The sequence below is a fragment of the Nocardia asteroides genome, assembly GCF_021183625.1.
In the GTDB taxonomy this organism is placed as follows: domain Bacteria; phylum Actinomycetota; class Actinomycetes; order Mycobacteriales; family Mycobacteriaceae; genus Nocardia; species Nocardia asteroides_A.
Genome location: NZ_CP089214.1, coordinates 3,662,275 through 3,680,526, shown reverse-complemented (window position 1 = coordinate 3,680,526; position 18,252 = coordinate 3,662,275). Strand labels below are relative to the sequence as shown.

16 protein-coding genes are annotated in these 18,252 nt (G+C 73.4%); 8 read left to right on the top strand and 8 right to left on the bottom strand.

Annotation, left to right across the window (positions count from 1 at the left end):
• Positions 1-59: 59 nt before the first annotated feature.
• Together LTT61_RS17530 and LTT61_RS17525 are read left to right on the top strand one after the other, a co-directional pair.
• Entirely contained in the window at positions 60-512 is a 453-nt protein-coding gene (locus tag LTT61_RS17530) for a hypothetical protein (RefSeq protein ID WP_233015103.1), read from the top strand.
• Positions 513-1,303: 791 nt separating this feature from the next.
• The gene (locus LTT61_RS17525) at positions 1,304-2,884 is read left to right on the top strand and encodes a DUF2339 domain-containing protein (protein WP_233015101.1); all 1,581 of its coding nucleotides are present in this window, start codon (positions 1,304-1,306) and stop codon (positions 2,882-2,884) included.
• 7 nt (positions 2,885-2,891) lie between these two features.
• Here the strand turns inward: LTT61_RS17525 and LTT61_RS17520 are convergent, their stop codons facing one another.
• The 7 genes from LTT61_RS17520 to LTT61_RS17490 are packed head-to-tail and all read right to left on the bottom strand — an operon-like array spanning position 2,892 to position 10,502.
• Positions 2,892-6,221, bottom strand: coding sequence for an MMPL family transporter (locus tag LTT61_RS17520; RefSeq protein WP_233015099.1), 3,330 nt, complete (start codon positions 6,219-6,221; stop codon positions 2,892-2,894).
• Complete coding sequence (locus tag LTT61_RS17515) at positions 6,221-6,931, bottom strand: NYN domain-containing protein (protein WP_233015097.1); 711 nt, start codon at positions 6,929-6,931, stop codon at positions 6,221-6,223. The genes LTT61_RS17520 and LTT61_RS17515 overlap by 1 nt, the downstream gene beginning before the upstream one ends.
• The gene (gene trmB, locus LTT61_RS17510; protein ID WP_233015095.1) at positions 6,928-7,740 is read right to left on the bottom strand and encodes a tRNA (guanosine(46)-N7)-methyltransferase TrmB; all 813 of its coding nucleotides are present in this window, start codon (positions 7,738-7,740) and stop codon (positions 6,928-6,930) included. Before trmB ends, LTT61_RS17515 begins: the two co-directional genes overlap by 4 nt.
• Before the next feature lie 38 nt (positions 7,741-7,778).
• The gene (locus LTT61_RS17505) at positions 7,779-8,759 is read right to left on the bottom strand and encodes a heme-dependent oxidative N-demethylase family protein (protein WP_233015093.1); all 981 of its coding nucleotides are present in this window, start codon (positions 8,757-8,759) and stop codon (positions 7,779-7,781) included.
• Positions 8,756-9,682 carry a PDR/VanB family oxidoreductase gene (locus LTT61_RS17500; RefSeq protein WP_233015091.1) on the bottom strand — a complete coding sequence of 309 codons (927 nt, stop codon included), beginning with the start codon at positions 9,680-9,682 and terminating at the stop codon, positions 8,756-8,758. Before LTT61_RS17500 ends, LTT61_RS17505 begins: the two co-directional genes overlap by 4 nt.
• Positions 9,679-10,146, bottom strand: coding sequence for a dimethylamine monooxygenase subunit DmmA family protein (locus tag LTT61_RS17495; protein WP_233015089.1), 468 nt, complete (start codon positions 10,144-10,146; stop codon positions 9,679-9,681). Before LTT61_RS17495 ends, LTT61_RS17500 begins: the two co-directional genes overlap by 4 nt.
• A complete protein-coding gene (locus LTT61_RS17490) occupies positions 10,143-10,502 on the bottom strand; it encodes a cupin domain-containing protein (RefSeq protein WP_233015087.1) in 360 nt (119 codons plus the stop codon). The genes LTT61_RS17495 and LTT61_RS17490 overlap by 4 nt, the downstream gene beginning before the upstream one ends.
• A gap of 194 nt (positions 10,503-10,696) precedes the next feature.
• Here LTT61_RS17490 and LTT61_RS17485 point away from each other — a divergent pair, with 194 nt between their 5' ends.
• The 4 genes from LTT61_RS17485 to LTT61_RS17470 all read left to right on the top strand — a co-directional run bounded on the left by LTT61_RS17485 (position 10,697) and on the right by LTT61_RS17470 (position 16,246).
• Positions 10,697-11,479, top strand: coding sequence for an SDR family oxidoreductase (locus LTT61_RS17485; RefSeq protein ID WP_233015085.1), 783 nt, complete (start codon positions 10,697-10,699; stop codon positions 11,477-11,479).
• A 73-nt stretch (positions 11,480-11,552) separates the two neighbouring features.
• Positions 11,553-12,668: a hypothetical protein gene (locus LTT61_RS17480; protein ID WP_233015083.1), complete on the top strand. Its 1,116-nt coding sequence runs from the start codon at positions 11,553-11,555 to the stop codon at positions 12,666-12,668.
• Positions 12,655-14,172 (top strand): hypothetical protein, encoded by a 1,518-nt coding sequence (locus LTT61_RS17475; protein WP_233015081.1) that lies wholly within the window; start codon positions 12,655-12,657, stop codon positions 14,170-14,172. Before LTT61_RS17480 ends, LTT61_RS17475 begins: the two co-directional genes overlap by 14 nt.
• Before the next feature lie 241 nt (positions 14,173-14,413).
• Positions 14,414-16,246: a phosphoenolpyruvate carboxykinase (GTP) gene (locus LTT61_RS17470; RefSeq protein ID WP_233015079.1), complete on the top strand. Its 1,833-nt coding sequence runs from the start codon at positions 14,414-14,416 to the stop codon at positions 16,244-16,246.
• Between the two features lie 50 nt (positions 16,247-16,296).
• Here the strand turns inward: LTT61_RS17470 and LTT61_RS17465 are convergent, their stop codons facing one another.
• On the bottom strand, positions 16,297-17,031 hold the full coding sequence (locus tag LTT61_RS17465) for a phosphohydrolase (RefSeq protein WP_233015077.1): 735 nt from the start codon (positions 17,029-17,031) through the stop codon (positions 16,297-16,299).
• A 103-nt stretch (positions 17,032-17,134) separates the two neighbouring features.
• On the opposite strand from LTT61_RS17465, the gene LTT61_RS17460 reads away from it, so the two are divergent.
• Positions 17,135-17,944: a GlxA family transcriptional regulator gene (locus LTT61_RS17460; RefSeq protein WP_233015075.1), complete on the top strand. Its 810-nt coding sequence runs from the start codon at positions 17,135-17,137 to the stop codon at positions 17,942-17,944.
• A gap of 137 nt (positions 17,945-18,081) precedes the next feature.
• Positions 18,082-18,249 carry a hypothetical protein gene (locus LTT61_RS17455; RefSeq protein WP_233015073.1) on the top strand — a complete coding sequence of 56 codons (168 nt, stop codon included), beginning with the start codon at positions 18,082-18,084 and terminating at the stop codon, positions 18,247-18,249.
• The last annotated feature ends 3 nt before the right edge of the window (positions 18,250-18,252 follow it).

Sequence of the window (18,252 nt, the reverse complement as noted above, 5' to 3'; positions counted from 1 at the left end):
CAGCGACAGAGCTGCGGCCTACTACTCGACGCCCGCGACGAGGGGGAGGGATGAGGGCGATGTTCGAATCCTGTCACTCCCCGCACGATGTGGCGTACCTGCTCCGACATCGCTACGGGCTGCCGGTCCAGCTCTTCGCCGGCCGCCCGACCGTGAGCACCGGCTCGGTGCTCGGCGCCGTGGTGATGCCGCCCGAGCTCGGCCGCGCCGTGCTGAACCGCCTGGAGCGGGAGCGGCCCGCGCCGGTGATCGCCGACCCCGGCGACGGTAGCTGGACCTTCCTGGTCACCCCGCCGATCCCGGCCGCGCCGCTGGACATTCGCGAGCGGCACACCCTCGCCGGGCATCGGGTGACCGTGGTGCCGAGTGGGCGTCACGTGATGCTGCCGACGGTCGACAGCGGCCTCGGCTACCACTGGGTCGGCGAACCCGGCGCGGGTGCGCTCGCCATGCCCGCGCGCGGCGCGGTGCTGGCCGCGGTGCACGCCGTCACCCGCTTGACCGTTACGTAGTCGCAGGTCGGGTAGATCCCGGCGGCGCGCCGGGGGTTTCTACTCATGCCGGGGGGCGCCGCCGCGCCGACGATGGGTGCATGACCACACTCATCGATCCGGCCCTGGTCGCGCGGTTGTCCGGGGAGTTCACCGATCTGGGTACGCGCATGGGCGCACTCGGGCGCGATCTGGACCTGTTGCGGGTCCAGATCGCGCCCGGCGTCGCCGGTTCTCCGGCGGGGGGTGCCGCGGGGTCGGTTGCCGCCGGCTCCGCCGGGGCGGAGGGTTCTGCCGCGGGTGACGCGGCCGGCGTGTGGAAGCGGCCGGTGCCCGGCGGTGATCCGGCCGGTGCCCGTGCGGTTCCGGCTCCCGGCCCGCCGACTATCGCCGGTGGTCCGGCGGTTCCGCCCCTTGGCCCGCCGACTGTCGCCGGTGGCCCCGCGGTTCCGCCCCTCGGCTGGCAGCCTGCCGCCGGTGGCCCGGAGGTTCCGCCCCCCGGTTGGCAGCCTGCCGGTGGTCCGGTTTTGCCTTCCGCCCGGCAGGCCAGGCAGGGTGCGCCGGTGCCACCCAACCCGAGCGCCGGGTGGCGTCCCGGGCTCGGTGGGCAGATGGCACCGTCATCCGGACACGGTGGGCAGTTGGCGCCGCCCGGGCCCGGTGGACAGATGGCACCGCCGCCCGGATCCGGTCCGAACACCTGGCCCGCACCCCGTCCGGGCGTCCCGCCCTACGGGCAGCGCCCGCCCGGAACCCCGCCCCCATACACGCGCCCGCCGAGGACGACCCCGCCGTGGTGGCAGCGCGAAGGCGTGGTCAGCCGCCTGCTTGCCGTCGCGGGCGTCGCGGTGACGCTGACCGGCGTCGTGATGCTGCTGGTCCTGGCCGCGCAGGCGGGCTGGTTCGGCCCGGTCCCGCGGGTCGCCGCGGGCGCGGTGTTCAGCGCGGTCCTGGTCGCCGCGGGAATCCGGGTCTCCGGCCGCGCGGGCGGCCGGGTCGGCGGCATCGCCCTCGCCGCAACCGGTATCGCCGGTGGCTACCTGGACGTCCTCGCCGTGACCACCCTGTACGGCTGGCTGCACCCGATCCCCGGCCTCGCCGTCGCCTTCGGCATCGCCGCGGGCGGCGTCGCCCTCGCCATGCAGTGGCGTTCGCAGCCGTTCGCGGTGCTGGTGGTCGCCGGCGTCGCGGTGCTCTCCCCGGCCGTCACCGGTGACCTCGCGCTCGTCGCCTTCCTGATCGTGCTCATGGCCGCGGGCCTCCCGGTGCACCGCCGCTTCGACTGGCCCGCACTGCAGATCGCCCGCACCCTGCCCGCCGTGCTCGCCACCCTGTGGGCCGTCGGCGAGGCGGTGATCGACGACCCCATCGACTCCCGGGTGCTCTGGATCCTGGCAGGCGCCACCGTGATCGCGCTGCTCGGCGCCGTCGGCGTGGTCGACAGCGTGCGCCGCCGCCCGAAGGACATCGTCGCCACCGTCGCCTTCGCCCTGTCCACGGTCCCGCTGCTGAGCATGCCCGCGCTCTTCGACCGCCCCGCCGCGGCCGTCGTCTCCGGCGTCACCGCCGCCGCCCTGCTCGGCGCCGCCGCGCTCACCTCCGCGAAATTCGCCGCGTCGCTGCGCATTCCGCTGCACACGAGGGCCACCGCCGCGGTGGCGGGCGCGCTCGCGCTGTTCGCCACCTGTACCGCGGTGACCGCTGACGACACGCTGCCGATCGCGCTCCTCGCGGTCGCCGCCGGCTTCCTCGCCGTCGGCAGCCAGTCGAGGTCGCTGCTCGCGGCCCTGCTCGGCACCGCCTTCGGCGTCATCGGCACCGGCCTGCTGTTCACCCTGGCGAACACCGAAACCCTCGCCACCCAGCGCCTCGCGGTCGACGACCTCGGCTTCACCACCGCCGTCGCCGCGGTGCTCGCCGTCGCCGTCGCGGGCCTCGGCTTCCGCTGCCTGCGCACCGTCGCCCCGAACCGGGACACCGGCGCGGACTCCGTCTTCGGCGTCATCGCCGCCCTAATCGCGCTCTACGCCACCACCGTCACCACGGTCTCCATCGGCGTGGCGACCGGCGCCGCCGACGGCTTCGTCGCCGGCCACAGCGCCGCCACCATCCTCTGGATGGCCGGTGCCACCGCCGCGCTCTTCTACGGCCTCCGCCTGCTCACCCGCGCCCCCGCCGCCGCCAAGGTCGCCCTGGTCTCCGGGTTGCTCGTCACCGCGGCGGCGCTCGCCAAACTCTTCCTCTTCGACCTCGCCACCCTCGACGGCCTGGTCCGCGTCCTCGCCTTCCTGGTGGTCGGCGTCCTGCTCCTGCTCGCCGGAACCCGCTACGCCCGCGCCTTCGCCGACGCGGCCGCGGAGCGGCAGGAGACCGCCGCGGACGCCGAGGGGTGAGACGGTGCTACTCCCCGTCCCGCCTGCGCAGCAGCTCGTTGACGCTGACCGTGCGGCCGTCGTCGCCCGCGCGCGGCTCCTCGGCCGCGGTGATGCGGCGGCGGGAGGAGCGGAGTTCGGCCATCCAGTCTTCGATGCTGTTGCGGCCGTCCGTGCCGGGACCGGGGGTTTCCGGGGTGGGGGCGTCGGGGGTGCCGCCGTTGCCGCCGCCGAGCCGGGTGGCGCCCGCGCCGCTCGGTGCGGCTTCGCCGAGTACGGGTTCGGGGCGGTGCGGGCCGTGGTCGTCCGCGGGGGAGTGCGGTTGCGTCGGCTGGTCGACGGTGCGCGGGGGGAGGACCCGGGCGCGGCCCGTCGGGCGCGCCTGCGGGCGGGAGGGGTCGTGCGGGCCGGGGGGGATCACGTGGGGGCGCGGGGTGCCCGGATCGGACTGTCCGGTGGAGAGGTCCAGCAGCGGGGCCTGGCCGGGAACGGCGGAACCCGCTGCGGCGCGGCCCACGTCGGCGAGCCCGGCATCGCGGGAGCCCGCAGTGCCCTCTCGCCCGGGGTCACTCGCACGCACGGGCTCGCCCGGCCCGAAGCCACCGGGCCGCATCAGCTCGTCGGGCCGCAGGGAAGCGCCGGGCCGCACCGGCTCGGAACCGACGGATCGACCCGGATCGCCCGGCTGCCCGGTCGGCGTCGAACCGCCGAGCCGGTGCGGATCGCCCGGTCGCGCGGTGTCACCGGCCCGCAAGGGCTCGCCCGGCCGTGCCGAGCCACCAACCCGGCTCGGATCGCCTGCCTGCGCCGGCTCGCCCGCCCGCCGCGGCTCCTCGACCCGCCTCGGCGCACCCGGCCGCGTCGGATCACCGGGCCGCTGCATCTCACCGGCCCGAATCGGGGCACCGGCAGCACCGGCCCGCTCGGAACCGGGCCGCTCGGCTGAACCGGCCCGATCGGCACCGGGCCGCTCGCCCGAACCGGAATCGCCCCGCTTCACCGACGCTCGCTTCGCGGGCCGCTCGTGCCGCCCGCCGATCCGCGCCGTCGGCGCCTCCGACTCGATCTCCTCGACCGTGCGCGGCCTGCGCGGCGTCTTGCGCAGCTTGCTGCTGGAGACGGCGGGCATCACCATCGTCACCGGGTCGGTGATGGGCGTGGTCTTGACCAGGTCGACCACGTCGTCGCCCCCGGGCCGCTCGTCGTCGAGCAGCGGCTCGCCGAGCCCGATCTTCTCCTGCATCCGCTTCATCCAGGCAGGCGCCCACCAGCAGTCGTCGCCGAGCATCTTCATGACGGCGGGGACGAGCAGCATGCGCAGCACGGTGGCGTCGATGAAGAGCGCGGCCACCATGCCGTAGGCGATGTACTGCATCATCACCAGGTCGGAGAAGGCGAAGGCGCCGGTGACGACGAGCAGGATGAGCGCGGCGGCGGTGATGATCCGGCCGGTGTGCGCGGTGCCGACGCGCACCGCCTCGGTGGTGGAGGCGCCCTTGCTGCGCGCCTCGACCATGCGGGAGAGCAGGAACACCTCGTAGTCGACGGACAACCCGTAGATGATCGCGATGATCAGCACGAGCACCGGCGACATGATCGGCTGCGGCGTGAAATTCAACAGCCCGGCGCCGTGGCCGTCGACGAAGATCCAGGTCAGGATGCCGAGCGTGGAGCCGAGGCCGAGCGCGCTCATGAGCGCGGCCTTGATCGGCAGCACCAGCGAGCCGAAGGTCAGGAACATGAGCAGCGTGGTCACGAAGAGCACGAGCGCGATCATCAGCGGCAGCGTGCGCAGCAGCGCGTCGATGCTGTCCTTCTGGATCGTCGGCTGCCCGCCGACCAGCATGGTCACGCTGTCGGGGACGTCGATCGCGCGCAGGTACTCGATGGTCGGGTCGGCGTTCTCCGAGTCGGCCAGGGTCGCGTTGGTGCGGAAGACCTCCGGCTGGGTCTGCGACTTGGTCGGGATCTCGAACGGGGAGCCGAGACCAGGTGCCTGGTTGACCTCCTTGAGCACCCGGCCGATGGCGGTGGTGTCCGTGGAGACGAAGATGATCTGGACCGGGTCGGACTTGCGCAGCGGGAAGATCTGGTCGAACTCGGCCTGCGCGAGCCTGGTCGCGTTGTCGGGCGGCAGGTAGCGCTCGTTGATGCCACCGAAGGCCAGGTTCTTCACCGGGATGATGAGCAGCAGCAGGATGATCGTGATCGGGATGGCGATCTTCAGCGGGTGCCGCATGACCCAGCGGGTGGTGCGCCCCCAGAGGCTGTTCTCCACCTCCTCGGCGGTCTTGGTGGCGCGGAACCGCTTGAGCCCGAGCGCGTCCACCCGCTTGCCGAGGATGGCGAGCATGGCGGGCAGCACGGTGAGCGCGGTGATCGCGGCCAGCGAGACGGTGGCGATGGCGCCGTAGGCGACCGACTTCAGGAAGCCCTGCGGGAAGAGCAGCATGCCGCCGAGGCTCGCGATGATCATGGTCGCGGAGAACACGACGGTCCGGCCCGCGGTCATCACCGAGCGCCGCACGGCGGCCTTGGTGTCGTACCCCTCGGCGCGTTCCTCGCGGAACCGGCTGACGATGAAGAGCCCGTAGTCGATCGCGAGCCCGAGCCCGATCATCGAGACCACCGGCGAGACGAAGGAGTTCACCTCGGTGAAGTGGGTCAGGAAGCGCACGATGCCCCACGCGCCGATGACCGTGAGGCCGCCGACCACCAGCGGGAGCGCCGCGGCGACCAGGCCGCCGAAGACGAAGAAGAGCAGCACGCCGACGGCCGGGATGGCCAGCAGCTCCATCCGCTTCTGATCCTCGGCCATGGTGTCGTTCAGCGTGCCCGCCACCGGCTGCAACCCGGCCACCTGGACGTCGATGCCGTCGATCTCGAAAGCGTCCTTGACGTCCCGGAAGTTGCGCACCATCGTGGTGTCGTCATCGCCGACGACGGCGACCGAGGCGAAGGTGTACTTCTTGTCCTTGGAGCCGAAGGTCTGCGGCGAGGCGGCGCCGGTCTCGGTCTGCCAGTAGGCGCCGTTGATCTTCGCGATCTGCTCCGGGTGCTCGCGCGGCAGCCGGTTCAGGCTCTCGACGATCTTGTCCCGGAAGGCCGGGTCCTCGATCGTCGTCCCCTCCGGCGCGGTGTACAGCACGATCACGTCGCTGTTGTGGTCGCGGCCGAATGCCTCGTCCGAAATGCGCGCTGCCTCGGCCGATTCCGAGGTGGGGTCGTCCCACCCGCTGGAGCTCAGGTGATCGCCGAGGCCGAGGCCGTAGCCGCCGAGGGCGAGCAGTGCCGCGCTGACGATGCCGAGGACGGCGAAGCGCAGCTTGAAGACCAGATCGCCCCAGCGTGTGAACACTAAGCGACTCCTTGGGCGGGGCGAGAGGTGAGCAATGCCGTTAGCGGCCGGAACGGCTGCAGCCAGGCACCCTCGTCGGGCAGCGAGTCGAGGCTCACCCGGGGCAGGGGTTCACGGAACACGCCCGGGATGTCCTCGAGGTCGATGAACTCGAGGGTATCGGATGTGACGGCCCAACTCGCATGCTCCCGGAAGCCGAGCACCGTCGCGGGCACCCCGGCCGCGGCGAGCCGCTCCAGCGGCTCCCGAAATGCCTGTCCATCAGCGGAGGCGACCATGATTCCGGCCAGTCCGGCACCGCGGTTGCGGTGCTCGATATGGGCCAGCATGTCCGCGTCGACGTCGGAGTCCTCGTCGATCTTGGGTTTGGCGAAAACCGCATATCCGACGTTCCGGAGCGCCTCGACCCACGGCCGCACCACGTCGGCGGTGCCCGGCGCGATATTGGTGAAGACCGTCGCCTCCGGCTCCACCCGCAGCGAGCTGCCCGCGGAGAGCTCCGCGGTGCGGGCGAGCAGCCAGCGGCCGAGCGCGTCGAACCGGGGCCGGTAGGCGGCGGTCGGGCGGCCGCCGAGGATGGCGCCGAGCCCCATGTCCAGGTTCGGCGCGTCCCAGACCAGCAGCACCCGGCGGACCGTCGCGGGCGTCTCGCCGCCCTTGGCTCCGCCGGCAACCTCCACCTCGTCGTGGGTCGTGTCGCTGACGCTCATGACCCGATCTTCCCCCACACCAGCTCGGTGATGGCGCTACCGGCGCGCTGCGCCTTGCTCTCGAACTTGGTGACCGGGCGTTCCACCCCGATCAGGGCGGTCTCGGCGAGCCGCGCCGAATCGCCGCCGGTGGCGTCGTTCAGCCCGGTCAGCCGGGGCTCGCCGGCCCCGACCTCGGCGATCTGCTCGGCGTACTCGGCGTGGTCGGTGGCGACGTGCAGCGTGCCGCCTGGGATCAGCCGGTCGGCGATCAGCGCGACGGTGGCGGGCTGCAGCAGCCGCCGCTTGTGGTGCCTGGCCTTGGGCCACGGGTCGGGGAAGAACACCCGGACGCCGGTCAGCGAGGCGGGGGCGATCATGTTCTCCAGCACGTCCACCGCGTCGCCGCGGAGCAGCCGGATGTTCGGGATCTCCTCCTGCTCGACCCGCTGCACCAGCTGGGCAAGGCCGGGCCGGTAGACCTCGATGCCGATCAGGTTCAGCTCCGGCTCGGCCTGCGCCATGAGCGCGGTCGCGGTGCCGGTGCCGCAGCCGATCTCCACCACCAGCGGCGCCTCCCTGCCGAACCAGGCGGTGGCGTCCAGCGGCTCGTCGGCCACGTCGCGGCCGATGACCGGCCAGGTGCGATCCCAGCTCAGCTGCTGTTTCGGCGTCAGCGCGGCGCGGCGGGCGCGGAAACTGGTGACCCGCGGGTAGAGCCGGGAGGCGGCTCCGTGGCGTGGCTCGCGGGCCGGGGCTGTGGACGGCAGCCCCGGAACCGACTCGGCAGTTTGGTTGGCGGCGTCGTTCACGCCCCCATTGTCCAGCATCCCGCGAGCACGTCGGCAGCCGACCGCGCTCGCGGCGCTCAGCGCGGCACGCCGCCGTACTGCCGCAACCATTCGATCGCGGCCGGGCGGGTCCGGGTCAGCCCCTTGTAATCGGCCATGTCGGGCGGGAGTTCGGCGAGCACGGCCGCCAGCCGGGCCGCCCACGCGGGCACCGCGGCCAGCTCGCGCAGCGGCAGCAGATAGCTGCGGATGAGAAACATCACCGCGCCGGAGTAGGGGAGCCGGATCAGGTGCTGCACCTCGGTGCGCAGGCAGAGCCGGTCGCCTGCCTCGGTGAGCGGGCCATCGGCGACGGTCCTGCGGTCGCGGCCCCACTCCGGGTAGGTCTCGGTGGCGGTGTCCAGCCGGCCGTCGACGGTGAGCGTCCAGTTGGTGCGGCGGAAGCCGGGGCCCGCGGGCAGCCGGAGCAGGAAGTCGTGCGCCCGCGGGATCACCCGCTCGGTGTGCACCCGCGGCACCGGCCCGTGGATCTGCAGGAAGCTCATGCCGAGGTCGAAGCGCATCGACCAGTCCGCCGCGAAGGTGACCAGCCCGGCGTCCGCCCACAGCTGCCCGGCGCGCTGGTCCAGTAGCACCACGTCTTCCTGGAGCTGGGTGCCGAGGAAGCGCAGCGGCTCGGTCTCCGGGTCGCCGACGGTGAACTCGCGCTCGGTGCCGAGCAGGTCGTTGCGCCAGTACACCCGGTCGCCGTCCCGGCGCAGCGCCATGGACGCCGGGTGCGCGGCGGCCAGCTCGCCGAGGCAGACCAGCAGCGCCTCCCAGGCGGCGGGGCGCATGTGCGGCAGGCACTGGTGCCGGGTGGGGTCGGCGCGCAGGATCCGGGCGCGCTCGGCCAGCTCGGCGCGCAGGTGGCGGTCGATGTCGACCCGGTGCGCGCCCCAGGAGCCCGCCTCGGTGGCGCGCGGTGCGCCCGCGGGCTCGATATTGGCGCTGTAGCGGTAGACGTCGCGGGGGAGCGGGAAGGGGTAGCGGGCGACGTCGGCGGTCGGGGTGCTCACAGCTCCAGCTCCAATCGGCCGGTGGCGCGGGAGACGCAGGGCAGCACGGCGGTGCCGCGCTCGTCCGCGGTGAGGAAGGAGTCGCGGTGCTCGGCGCGGCCGGAACGGACGGGAAGCCTGCACTCGCCGCAGACGCCCTGTCTGCAGAGGTTCGGCACCGCGGCGCCCTCGGCGAGCAGGGCGTCCAGCATGGTCTGCTCGGCGCCGACCGCGAACTCGCGGCCGCTGCGCGCCAGCCGCACCGTGAACGGGGCGCCCGGTGCGACCGGCGGTGCGGCGAACGCCTCGGTGTGCACCCGCTGCTCCGGCCAGCCCGCCGCCGCGGCCGCCGCGGTGACGGCCTCGTTCAACGCGGCCGGGCCGCAGACGTAGAGGTGGGTGCCGAGCGGCTGGCGGCGCAGCGCCGGGCCGAGCGCGGCCCACAGCGCCGTCGCCGAGTGCGCGACCCGGAGCCGGTCGCCGCAGAGCGCGCGCAGCTCGTCCAAGTGCGCGCCGCGGCCGGGGCGGTGCGCGTAGTACAGGTGGAAGGAGCGGCCCCAGGTCAGTGCGGCGCGCACGTGGGCGAGGAGCGGCGTCACCCCGATTCCGCCCGCGACGAGCAGGTGGTGCCTGGCCGTCGCGACCGGGGCGAAGGCGCTGCGCGGCGGGTCGATCCGGACCCGGTCGCCGGGGCGTAGCCCGTGTGCCCACCGGCTGCCGCCGCGTCCGGCCGGGTCCAGCCGCACCGAGATCGCGTAGTGCCGCGGGTCGAGCCCATCACCGGTGAGCGAGTAGGAATTCCGCGGGCCTGCGCCGCAGTGCAGGCCGATGTGGCTGCCCGGCGCGAACGACGGCAGTATTCCGCCGTCCGGGTGGGTCAGCACGATCTCGCGGACGTCCGGGCAGAGCGTGGTCGCGCGGGTGACCACCAGTTCGTCGCTCACTCCCGCTCCTCGGCGTCGGCGCAGTAGCCGAGGAAGGCGCCGAGGCGCTGCGAGTAGTGGTGGTAGACGACGAGGTCGATGCCGCAGTTCGGGCAGGGCACGATGCCCCCGATCGCGACCGTGCCGGTGCTGCCGGTGTGGCAGTGCGGGCAGTAGACGACCCGCGGCTGCTCCGCGTGCGGGTCGGCGGCGGCCGTGAGCACCTCGGTGATCTCCGCCGGGATCGCCCCGGCCGCGAGCAGGTCGGCGCGGGCGCGGGCGAGCTCGGCGGCGTTCCCGACCAGCAGGAAGCGGTCGCCGGTCACGGCCGCCGCGAACACCGCGTCCGGCACCGACCCGTCCGCGCCGAGCGCGAAGTCGCCCGCCGCGCCCGCGGCGAGCACCAGCCGCCGCGCCCCGCCCGGGTCCGGCGCCGGCTCGGGCGACCAGTGCGGAACGCTGGTGGTCGCCGGATTCACGGTCACGGCGCGAAGGAGCGCAGCCCGACGTAGAACGCGAGCGCGCGGTCGGGGGTGGAGAACAGGATGCGCGAGCCCTTGGGGAAGAAGATGGCGTCGGACTCCCTGGCGATCAGCACCTGCCCGGTGTCCGGGTTCTCCAGCCGGAACTCCCCCGCGAGCACCACCTTCATCTCGTCGTACTCGTAGCGGTAGTCCAGCGGGGCGTCGGTGTGGCGCAGCTCGAAGTAGCCGGAGGCCATGGGCGAGCCGCCGGGGTTGGCGTACACGTCGTCGATGTAGCCCTCGGTCCCCGGGTACTCCGCGACCGGCATGCGGGTGAGTTTCTCGTGGAAACCGGAGGTCACCAGGAACGGGGTCATCGGGGGCTCCTGCCTGTGGAAGACTGATGCATACGATGAAACGCGAGCGAATGACAGGAAACAAGCGGCGCGTCGTTACACCTGGGTAAAAGGACATTTCCCCTGCCGGACAACGGGTTTCGGAACACTCCCGTAATCCTGCGGCTACCCGCGCGTCATCCGGGCCGCGCGCACCCGGCACTACACTGCGCGGCATGAGCAAACCCACCGTCTTCGTCACCGGCGCGGCCGCCGGCATCGGCCGGGCCACCGCGGCGCTCTTCGCGGCCCGCGGATACCTGGTCGGTGCCTACGACGTGGACGAGGTCGGGCTCTCCCGGCTCGCCGCCGAGCTGCCCGAAGGCAGCCTGCACACCGCGGTGCTCGACGTCACCGACCGGGAGCAGTGGGAGCTGCGGCTGCGCGAGTTCCACGAGCGCGCGGGGCGGCTCGACGTCCTGGTCAACAACGCCGGGCTGCTGCGCTCCGGCCCGTTCGAGGAGATCGACCTCGCGGCGCACCGCGCGCTGCTCGACGTCAATCTCAACGGGGTCGTCACCGGGACGCACGCCGCCTTCCCGTACCTGCGCGACACCGCGGGCGCGCAGGTGGTGAACCTCTGCTCGGCCTCGGCCATCTACGGCCAGCCCGAGCTGGCCACGTACGGGGCGAGCAAGTCCGCGGTGAAGAGCCTCACCGAGGCGCTCGACCTGGAGTGGCGCAAGCACGACATCCGGGTGCTGGCGATCTGGCCGCTCTTCGTCGCGACCGCCATGGTCGACGGGCTCGACATCGGCAGCACCCGCTCGCTCGGGGTCCGATTGACCTCCGACGACGTCGCCGACGGCATCTGGGCGGCCACCAGGCGGGGCACCCGGCTGCGGCCGGAGAAGGTGCACTACGAGATCGGGGTGCAGGCCAAGGTGCTGGCGACCGCGGCCAAGTACGCGCCGTCCTGGGCGGTGCGCAGGGTCAACCGGTTCTTCAGCGGCAACTGACGGCGCCACCCGGCTCTGACACAATGCCGGGCAGCGGGGCGCCGGGCCGCCCCGGCGAGGGGGCGAAGCACAGATGACGACGGCCGTCGATCGCACCGGCGCGGTGCCAGGGGCGGCTGATCCGCTGGACGAGCTGGTGCGCACCCTCGCCATCGGCGCCGCCGCCGACCAGCGGATCGGGGAGCGGCTCGGCGCGGCGGCGCGGCAGGCGCGCAGGCCGCCGGTCATCCAGATCACCGGCCGCTCCGGGGCGGGGCGCAGCACGGTCGCGGCGGCGCTGGCGCTCATCTCCGCGGTGCAGACCGGGCCGGTCGACGAGCCGGGCAGCGCCGCCCCGGTGCTCGACGGTGACATCGTGGTGTACGTGATCGCGGGCGCGCCGCTGCCCGCCGACCGGCGCGCGCTGGACGCGGTGCCCGAGCAGCGCGCCGTCGTCGTGCTGAACAAGGCCGACGCGATCGGCACCCGCTGGTCCGACGCGGTCGCGGCGGCCGAGCGCTGCGCCGCCGAGCTCGGCATCGCCACCGTCCCCGTTGTCGCGAGCCTGGCGGTGCGGACCAGGGCCGGCACCGTCTCCACCGACGACCTCGCCGCGCTGCGCGCGCTCGCCGAGCGCGACGACCCGACGCTCACCCTCGCACCCGACCTCTTCCTCGCGCCCGGCCCCGACCTCGCGGTGCGCGAGCGGCTGCTCCGCGATTGGGACCTCTACGGGGTGAACTGCGCACTCGCCGCGCTCCGGCACGATCCCCTGATCGGGACGCGGGCGCTGCTGCAGCTGCTGCACGCGGCGTCCGGGATCGACCCGCTGCACGGGCTGCTGCACAAGCGCTACGAGCAGATCGGGGCGCTGCGCGGCGGCGAGCTGCTCGACGAGATCGCCCGGCTCGCGGCGCGCGCGGTTCCGGTGGGCGGGAGCGTCGCCCGCGATCTGCTCGAGCGGCACCTCGACGGGGACGAGGCGCGCTGGCTCGGGCTGCGCGCCGGGCTGGCCTGCCCCCAGGTCGCGCACCTCGCCGCCGGTTACCCCGCGCCCGCCCCCGCCGACGCGGACGACGCCCTCGCCCGGGCCCACCGCTGGCGCGCCGTCGCCGGCGGCGACCTGCCCGCCCCCGCCCGCCGCGCCGCGCTCCGCGTGCACGCGGGCTACGTGCGCCTCTGGGAACGGCTCAGCGGTGCCGGACTCTGAGCCCACGGCCGCGTCCGGGCCGGAGCAGCGCACGGAACTTCCCCCCGAGCTGGAGGCGCTGATCGCGCGCTGGAACCCGCAGGGCATGGCGCTGCTGCGGGCGGTGCGCGGCACCGGGAGCGGCTCCAGGGTCACCCTGATCGGCCCGGACGACGCCAACACCACCGTGCTCCGCACCGAGCTGGCCCGCTTCGAGCCCCGCATCGCGCTCGCCGACCCGGTGCCCGGCATCGCCGCCTCGGTGGAGACCACCTCCCCGCGCGGCGCCGCCCCCGGCCCGGTCGCGCTCGTCCTGCTCGACGCAGGCACCGTGCTCGGCAACGACACCGTCGACCTCCTGCGCAGGCTCCGCGCCGACGGCACGCAGGTCCTGCTCGCCCTGAACGGCACGCACGCGCACCGCGACTGGCGCGCGGTCCGCGACCGCGACGAGGCGCTGCTCCGCGCCGCCGGGCTCGAACTGCCGATCCTCCCGGTCTCGGCCCGCCTCGCCGCGGCCGCCCGCGGCGGCGACCCCGCCCTGCTCGACCGCTCCGGCCTCGCCGCCCTGCACGCCGAGCTCTGCGCCGCCGCCGCGGGCGCGGGCGGCCCGGAGCGGGTCGCCGCGGTGACCACCCGGGTCCTCACCGAGACCAGGCAGCGCATCACCGACCAGGTGACCGTGCTGAGGACCGGCTCGGACCAGCTCGCCCTGCGCGCCGAGCGGACCGCGCTGATCGCGGCGCGCGACGGCGGCCGCACCACCGCCATCGCCACCCTGCGCGGCCAGCTGCACCTGGCCAGGGTTGACCTGCTCACCGAGGTCGGCGCCCGGGTCCGCGCGCTGCACACCGCCGCCCGCGCCGAGCTGGACAAGCTGGCCCGCTCCGACCTCGGCACCTACCCGGACCACCTGCAGTGGTCGGTCACCGAGCTCACGGGGGCGCTGGACGCCGCCATCGAGCAGCGCACCGCCGAGCTCGCGACCAAGGTCGACGGCGAGGGCGCGACCGTCCCGCTGCGCCGCCGCGAACCGGCGCCCCGGGTCGGCCCCGACCCGGAGCCGAGGCACCGCGGCGTCGAGGACAACCTGATGATCGCGCTCGGCGCCTCCGCCGGCGTCGGCATCGGCAGGCTCGTGGTCGCACCGTTCTCGCTGCTGCCCGCGCTGGACGCGGCCAGCGTCCCGGTCACCCTGCTGCTCGGCGCCGGCGCCGCCGCCTGGGTGGTGCGGGCGCGCGGCCAGGTGGCCGCGCGCAACCACGTCCGGCAGTGGGCGGCCGACGCGCTCGTCAACGTGAAGGCCCAGCTGGAGCAGCGGGTGGCGACCGCACTGGTGACCGCGGAGACGGCGCTCTCCGATCATGTGGTACAGGCCACAGCTGCCAGGGTGGTGGACACCGACCGCCGGGTGGCCGAACTGGAGGCCCGGATTCGCAGGTCCGCCGCCGAACGCCCAGGTCAGCTCAGTGCCTGCGAGCGCGACATCGAAAGCCTGAACCGATGGATTCCGGTTGTGAAATAGGTTTCTCCTGGGTACTCCATAGCCATCCCGATGCCGTACCGATCGTCACATCGCGTTAACCTCTTAAGCAGGAACCTGGGCGTCCGCTTCGTCCGTACACGCCGCCCGGTTGGGCGATCCGCCGATCGGTCGTAGCGGGTGCTTCACCGCCAATGGTGGCGCTCGGTGTGTTCGCGCTGGTCACGGGCCTAGGACCAGGCGGCGGAGCACCGGGTCGGCTGCCCGTCTCAGGAGAGTTTTCATGACTTCAGCGACCATTCCTGGTCTTCGTGGATCCGACGGCAAGGCGCCGACCGAACACACCGAACTGCTCGCCTGGGTGCAGGAAGTCGCAGAACTCACGCAGCCGGAGCGTGTGGTCTGGGCGGACGGTTCCGACGAAGAGTGGGATCGACTCACCACTCAGCTCGTCGAGGCAGGCACGTTCAAGCAGCTCGACCCGAAGAAGAAGCCGAACTCCTTCCTGGCGCTCTCCGATCCGTCGGACGTCGCGCGGGTGGAGTCGCGCACCTACATCTGTTCGAAGACCGCGGCCGACGCGGGCCCGACCAACAACTGGGTCGACCCGGCCGAGATGCGCGCCACCATGACCGAGCTGTACCGCGGCAGCATGCGTGGCCGCACCCTCTACGTGGTGCCGTTCTGCATGGGCCCGCTCGGCGCCGAGGACCCGAAGCTCGGCGTCGAGCTGACCGACTCCGAGTACGTCGTGGTCTCCATGCGGGTGATGACCCGGATGGGCCGCGCGGCGCTGGAGAAGCTCGGCACCGACCGGCCGTTCGTGAAGGCGCTGCACTCCGTCGGCGCCCCGCTCGCCGACGGCCAGGCCGACGTGCCGTGGCCGTGCAACGACACGAAGTACATCACGCACTTCCCGGAGGACCGGGAGATCTGGAGCTACGGCTCCGGCTACGGCGGCAACGCGCTGCTCGGCAAGAAGTGCTACTCGCTGCGCATCGCCTCGGCCATGGCGCACGACGAGGGCTGGCTCGCCGAGCACATGCTGATCCTCAAGCTGATCTCCCCGGAGAACAAGGCGTACTACATCGCGGCCGCCTTCCCGAGCGCCTGCGGCAAGACCAACCTCGCCATGATCCAGCCCACCGTCCCCGGCTGGCGGGCCGAGACCCTGGGTGACGACATCGCCTGGATGCGGTTCGGCAAGGACGGGCAGCTGTACGCGGTCAACCCGGAGTTCGGCTTCTTCGGCGTCGCGCCCGGCACCAACAAGAAGTCCAACCCGAACGCCATGGCCACGGTCGAGGCGGGCAACACCGTCTACACCAACGTCGCGCTCACCGACACCAACGACGTTTGGTGGGAGGGGCTGGAGGGCGAGCCCGACCACCTGATCGACTGGAAGGGCAACGACTGGTACCTCCGCGAGACGGAGACGCTGGCCGCACACCCCAACTCCCGCTACTGCACCCCGATGTCGCAGTGCCCGATCCTGGCGCCCGAGTGGGACGACCCGCAGGGCGTCCCGATCTCGGCGATCCTCTTCGGCGGCCGCCGCAAGACCACGGTCCCGCTGGTCACCGAGTCCTTCGACTGGCAGCACGGCGTGTTCATGGGCGCCACGCTCTCCTCCGAGCAGACCGCCGCCGCCGAGGGCAAGGTCGGCACCGTGCGCCGCGACCCGATGGCCATGCTTCCCTTCCTCGGCTATCACGTGGGCGACTACCTGAACCACTGGATCAACATCGGCAAGAACGCCGACGCCGAGAAGCTGCCGAAGATCTTCTACGTGAACTGGTTCCGCCGGGGCGCCGACGGCCGCTTCCTGTGGCCCGGATTCGGCGAGAACTCCCGCGTGCTGGAGTGGATCGTCGGCCGCATCGACGGCACCGCCGCCGCCGAGCAGACCGCCATCGGCCACGTGCCGACCGCCGGTCAGCTCGACCTGGACGGCCTCGATGTCGAGGCGGCCGATGTCGACGAGGCGCTCGCGGTGAACGCCGAGGAGTGGCGCAAGGAGATTCCGCTCATCGAGGAGTGGTTCGAGTTCGTCGGCGACAAGCTGCCGTCCGGCGTGCGCGACGAGTTCGAGGCGCTCAAGCAGCGCTTGAACTAGTACGCCTGCGAAAGCGCGGCGCCCGGAGTATTCCGGGCGCCGCGCTTTCGTTATTCCGGGAAGGGCGCGAGCCGGATGGTGGGGACGAAGCCGGTGGCCAGCAGCAGCGCGGTACGGCCCCGCGGGACGGCCGCCGCCTCGGCGCGGAGGGCCGCGATCGCCACCTTCTTCCAGTTGTGCCTTGGGTGCTCGGCGAGCACCTCGCCGAGCCAACCGCGGTCCAGTTCGGCGATCCGGGCGCCGATCACGTCCACCGCGGCGCCTGCCGAGACGAACCCGCCGGGATCGCCGGTATCCGCCGCCACGCCCGGCGTGATGTGCGCCGCCACCGCGGCGCCGACCGCGTCGGCCCGCTCCGGCGCCAGCCCGGCGCCGAGCGCGAAGGCCGCGGCCCGCTCCCCGCCGACCACCGCGAAGCACCGGTTCGCCGTCGGCGTGCCGAGGTTCAGGTCGTGCAGCAGGCAGGCGATATAGGCCACCTCGTCGTCGTAGGTGGCGTTGTCGAGCCCGGCCAGCGCCTTCCCGAACAGGTAGGTGCGGTAGGAGTGCGCGAGCACCGGTGTGCTGAGCTCGGCGCGCGCCAGCTCCTCCGCCTCCCGCGCCGCCCTCGAGTCCGGCACCCGCGCCGAGTCGGCCCGCCCCCGCCCGCGGCGCCCCGCCGCCACGGCCAGCCGCCCCGCGAGCAGCCCGGGCAGCATCCGCGCGATCTCGGCCCGCAGCCGTCTGCGCTGCGCCGCGGTCAGCGCCCCGCTGTTCGCCCTGATGACCTCGTGGTCCACGCTCATTCGACCCCTCCTCCTGTTGTCGCACTCAGTACAGCGCAGGTGCGCGGCCGGGACGAGTGGCGCGGATGCCACTGATGCGCGGATCTCTGCCGAACTGGGCGGCATGAGGCAGGTGGTCGCGCTCGCGCTGGACGGCGTCGTGACCTTCGACCTCGGCTGCGCGGTGCAGGCATTCCGGCACGGCCCCGACGCCACCGGGCAGTCCGCCGGCTTCGAGATGCGCACCTGCGGGCTGCGACCGGGCCCGGTGTGGACGCCGAACGGCTTCGATCTCAGCGTCGAACACGGACTGGCAGCGCTGGAGACGGCGGAGATCGTGGTGGTCCCCGGCATCGCGCTGCCCACCCTGACTCCACCGCCCGAGGTGCTCGACGCGCTGCGTGCGGCGGCCGCGCGCGGGGCCGTCCGGCTGCGGCCCGAGGCGCTCTACGTCGACGAGGGTACCGTGCTGAGCTCCGCGGGGCTCGACCTCTGCCTGCACCTGGTGCGCCGCGAACTCGGCGCGCAGGCCGCCGCCGACCTCGCGCGCTGGAACGTCACCCCGCCGCACCGCGAGGGCGGGCAGGCGCAGTACATCTCGGCCGCGCCGACGCCGCGCACCGAGGCCGGCGCGCTGAGCTGGGCCGCCGCGAATCCCGCCGCGGTGCCCGATGTTCCGGCGCTCGCGGCGCACGCGCTGATGAGCGAGCGCACCTTCGTCCGGCGCTTCGCCGCCCTGGTCGGCGGCACGCCGCGGCGCTGGCTCGAAGCCCAGCGGACGCTGCGGGCGCGGCAGTTGCTGGAGGCCACCGACCTGCCGGTGGAAGTCGTTGCGGCGCAGGCGGGTTTCGGCAGCGTCACCGCGCTGCGCGGCCACCTGCGCGCCGCCACCGGCAGCACGCCCGCCGCGTACCGCCGGGCGCTGCGGCGCTGACGAATTTCCGGCGCTTGTGTTTACCGGACACGTTCGAGGGGAATTCCCTGGTTGCCATGAGGTCGGGCTTCGGTGGCTTATGCTTCTCGCGTTCGACCTGGAGAAATGAATTATGGGCGCGCGGAAGGTGTCGGGACATGACCGATCTGGATACCGGTGCACTGCGTGACGTACTGCCGAGCACTCCGCTCCGGCGCGCCGCCTCCCGGCTCGATTCCGTTCTGCCCCCTGGATTCCGGGTGGAGATCGTCGACTCCGACCCGGAACCCGCGCCCGTCCTCCGGGTGGTCACCCTCGAGGACTGAGTT

What these genes read in the sequence shown, in the direction of transcription:
- LTT61_RS17530 (WP_233015103.1), top strand. Translation starts at nt 60, where the DNA reads ATGTTCGAATCCTGTCACTCCCCGCACGATGTGGCGTACCTGCTCCGA.
- LTT61_RS17455 (WP_233015073.1), top strand. Translation starts at nt 18,082, where the DNA reads ATGACCGATCTGGATACCGGTGCACTGCGTGACGTACTGCCGAGCACT.
- LTT61_RS17515 (WP_233015097.1), bottom strand. Translation starts at nt 6,931, where the DNA reads ATGAGCGTCAGCGACACGACCCACGACGAGGTGGAGGTTGCCGGCGGA.
- trmB (WP_233015095.1), bottom strand. Translation starts at nt 7,740, where the DNA reads ATGCTGGACAATGGGGGCGTGAACGACGCCGCCAACCAAACTGCCGAG.
- LTT61_RS17465 (WP_233015077.1), bottom strand. Translation starts at nt 17,031, where the DNA reads ATGAGCGTGGACCACGAGGTCATCAGGGCGAACAGCGGGGCGCTGACC.
- LTT61_RS17460 (WP_233015075.1), top strand. Translation starts at nt 17,135, where the DNA reads ATGAGGCAGGTGGTCGCGCTCGCGCTGGACGGCGTCGTGACCTTCGAC.
- LTT61_RS17470 (WP_233015079.1), top strand. Translation starts at nt 14,414, where the DNA reads ATGACTTCAGCGACCATTCCTGGTCTTCGTGGATCCGACGGCAAGGCG.
- LTT61_RS17480 (WP_233015083.1), top strand. Translation starts at nt 11,553, where the DNA reads ATGACGACGGCCGTCGATCGCACCGGCGCGGTGCCAGGGGCGGCTGAT.
- LTT61_RS17485 (WP_233015085.1), top strand. Translation starts at nt 10,697, where the DNA reads ATGAGCAAACCCACCGTCTTCGTCACCGGCGCGGCCGCCGGCATCGGC.
- LTT61_RS17490 (WP_233015087.1), bottom strand. Translation starts at nt 10,502, where the DNA reads ATGACCCCGTTCCTGGTGACCTCCGGTTTCCACGAGAAACTCACCCGC.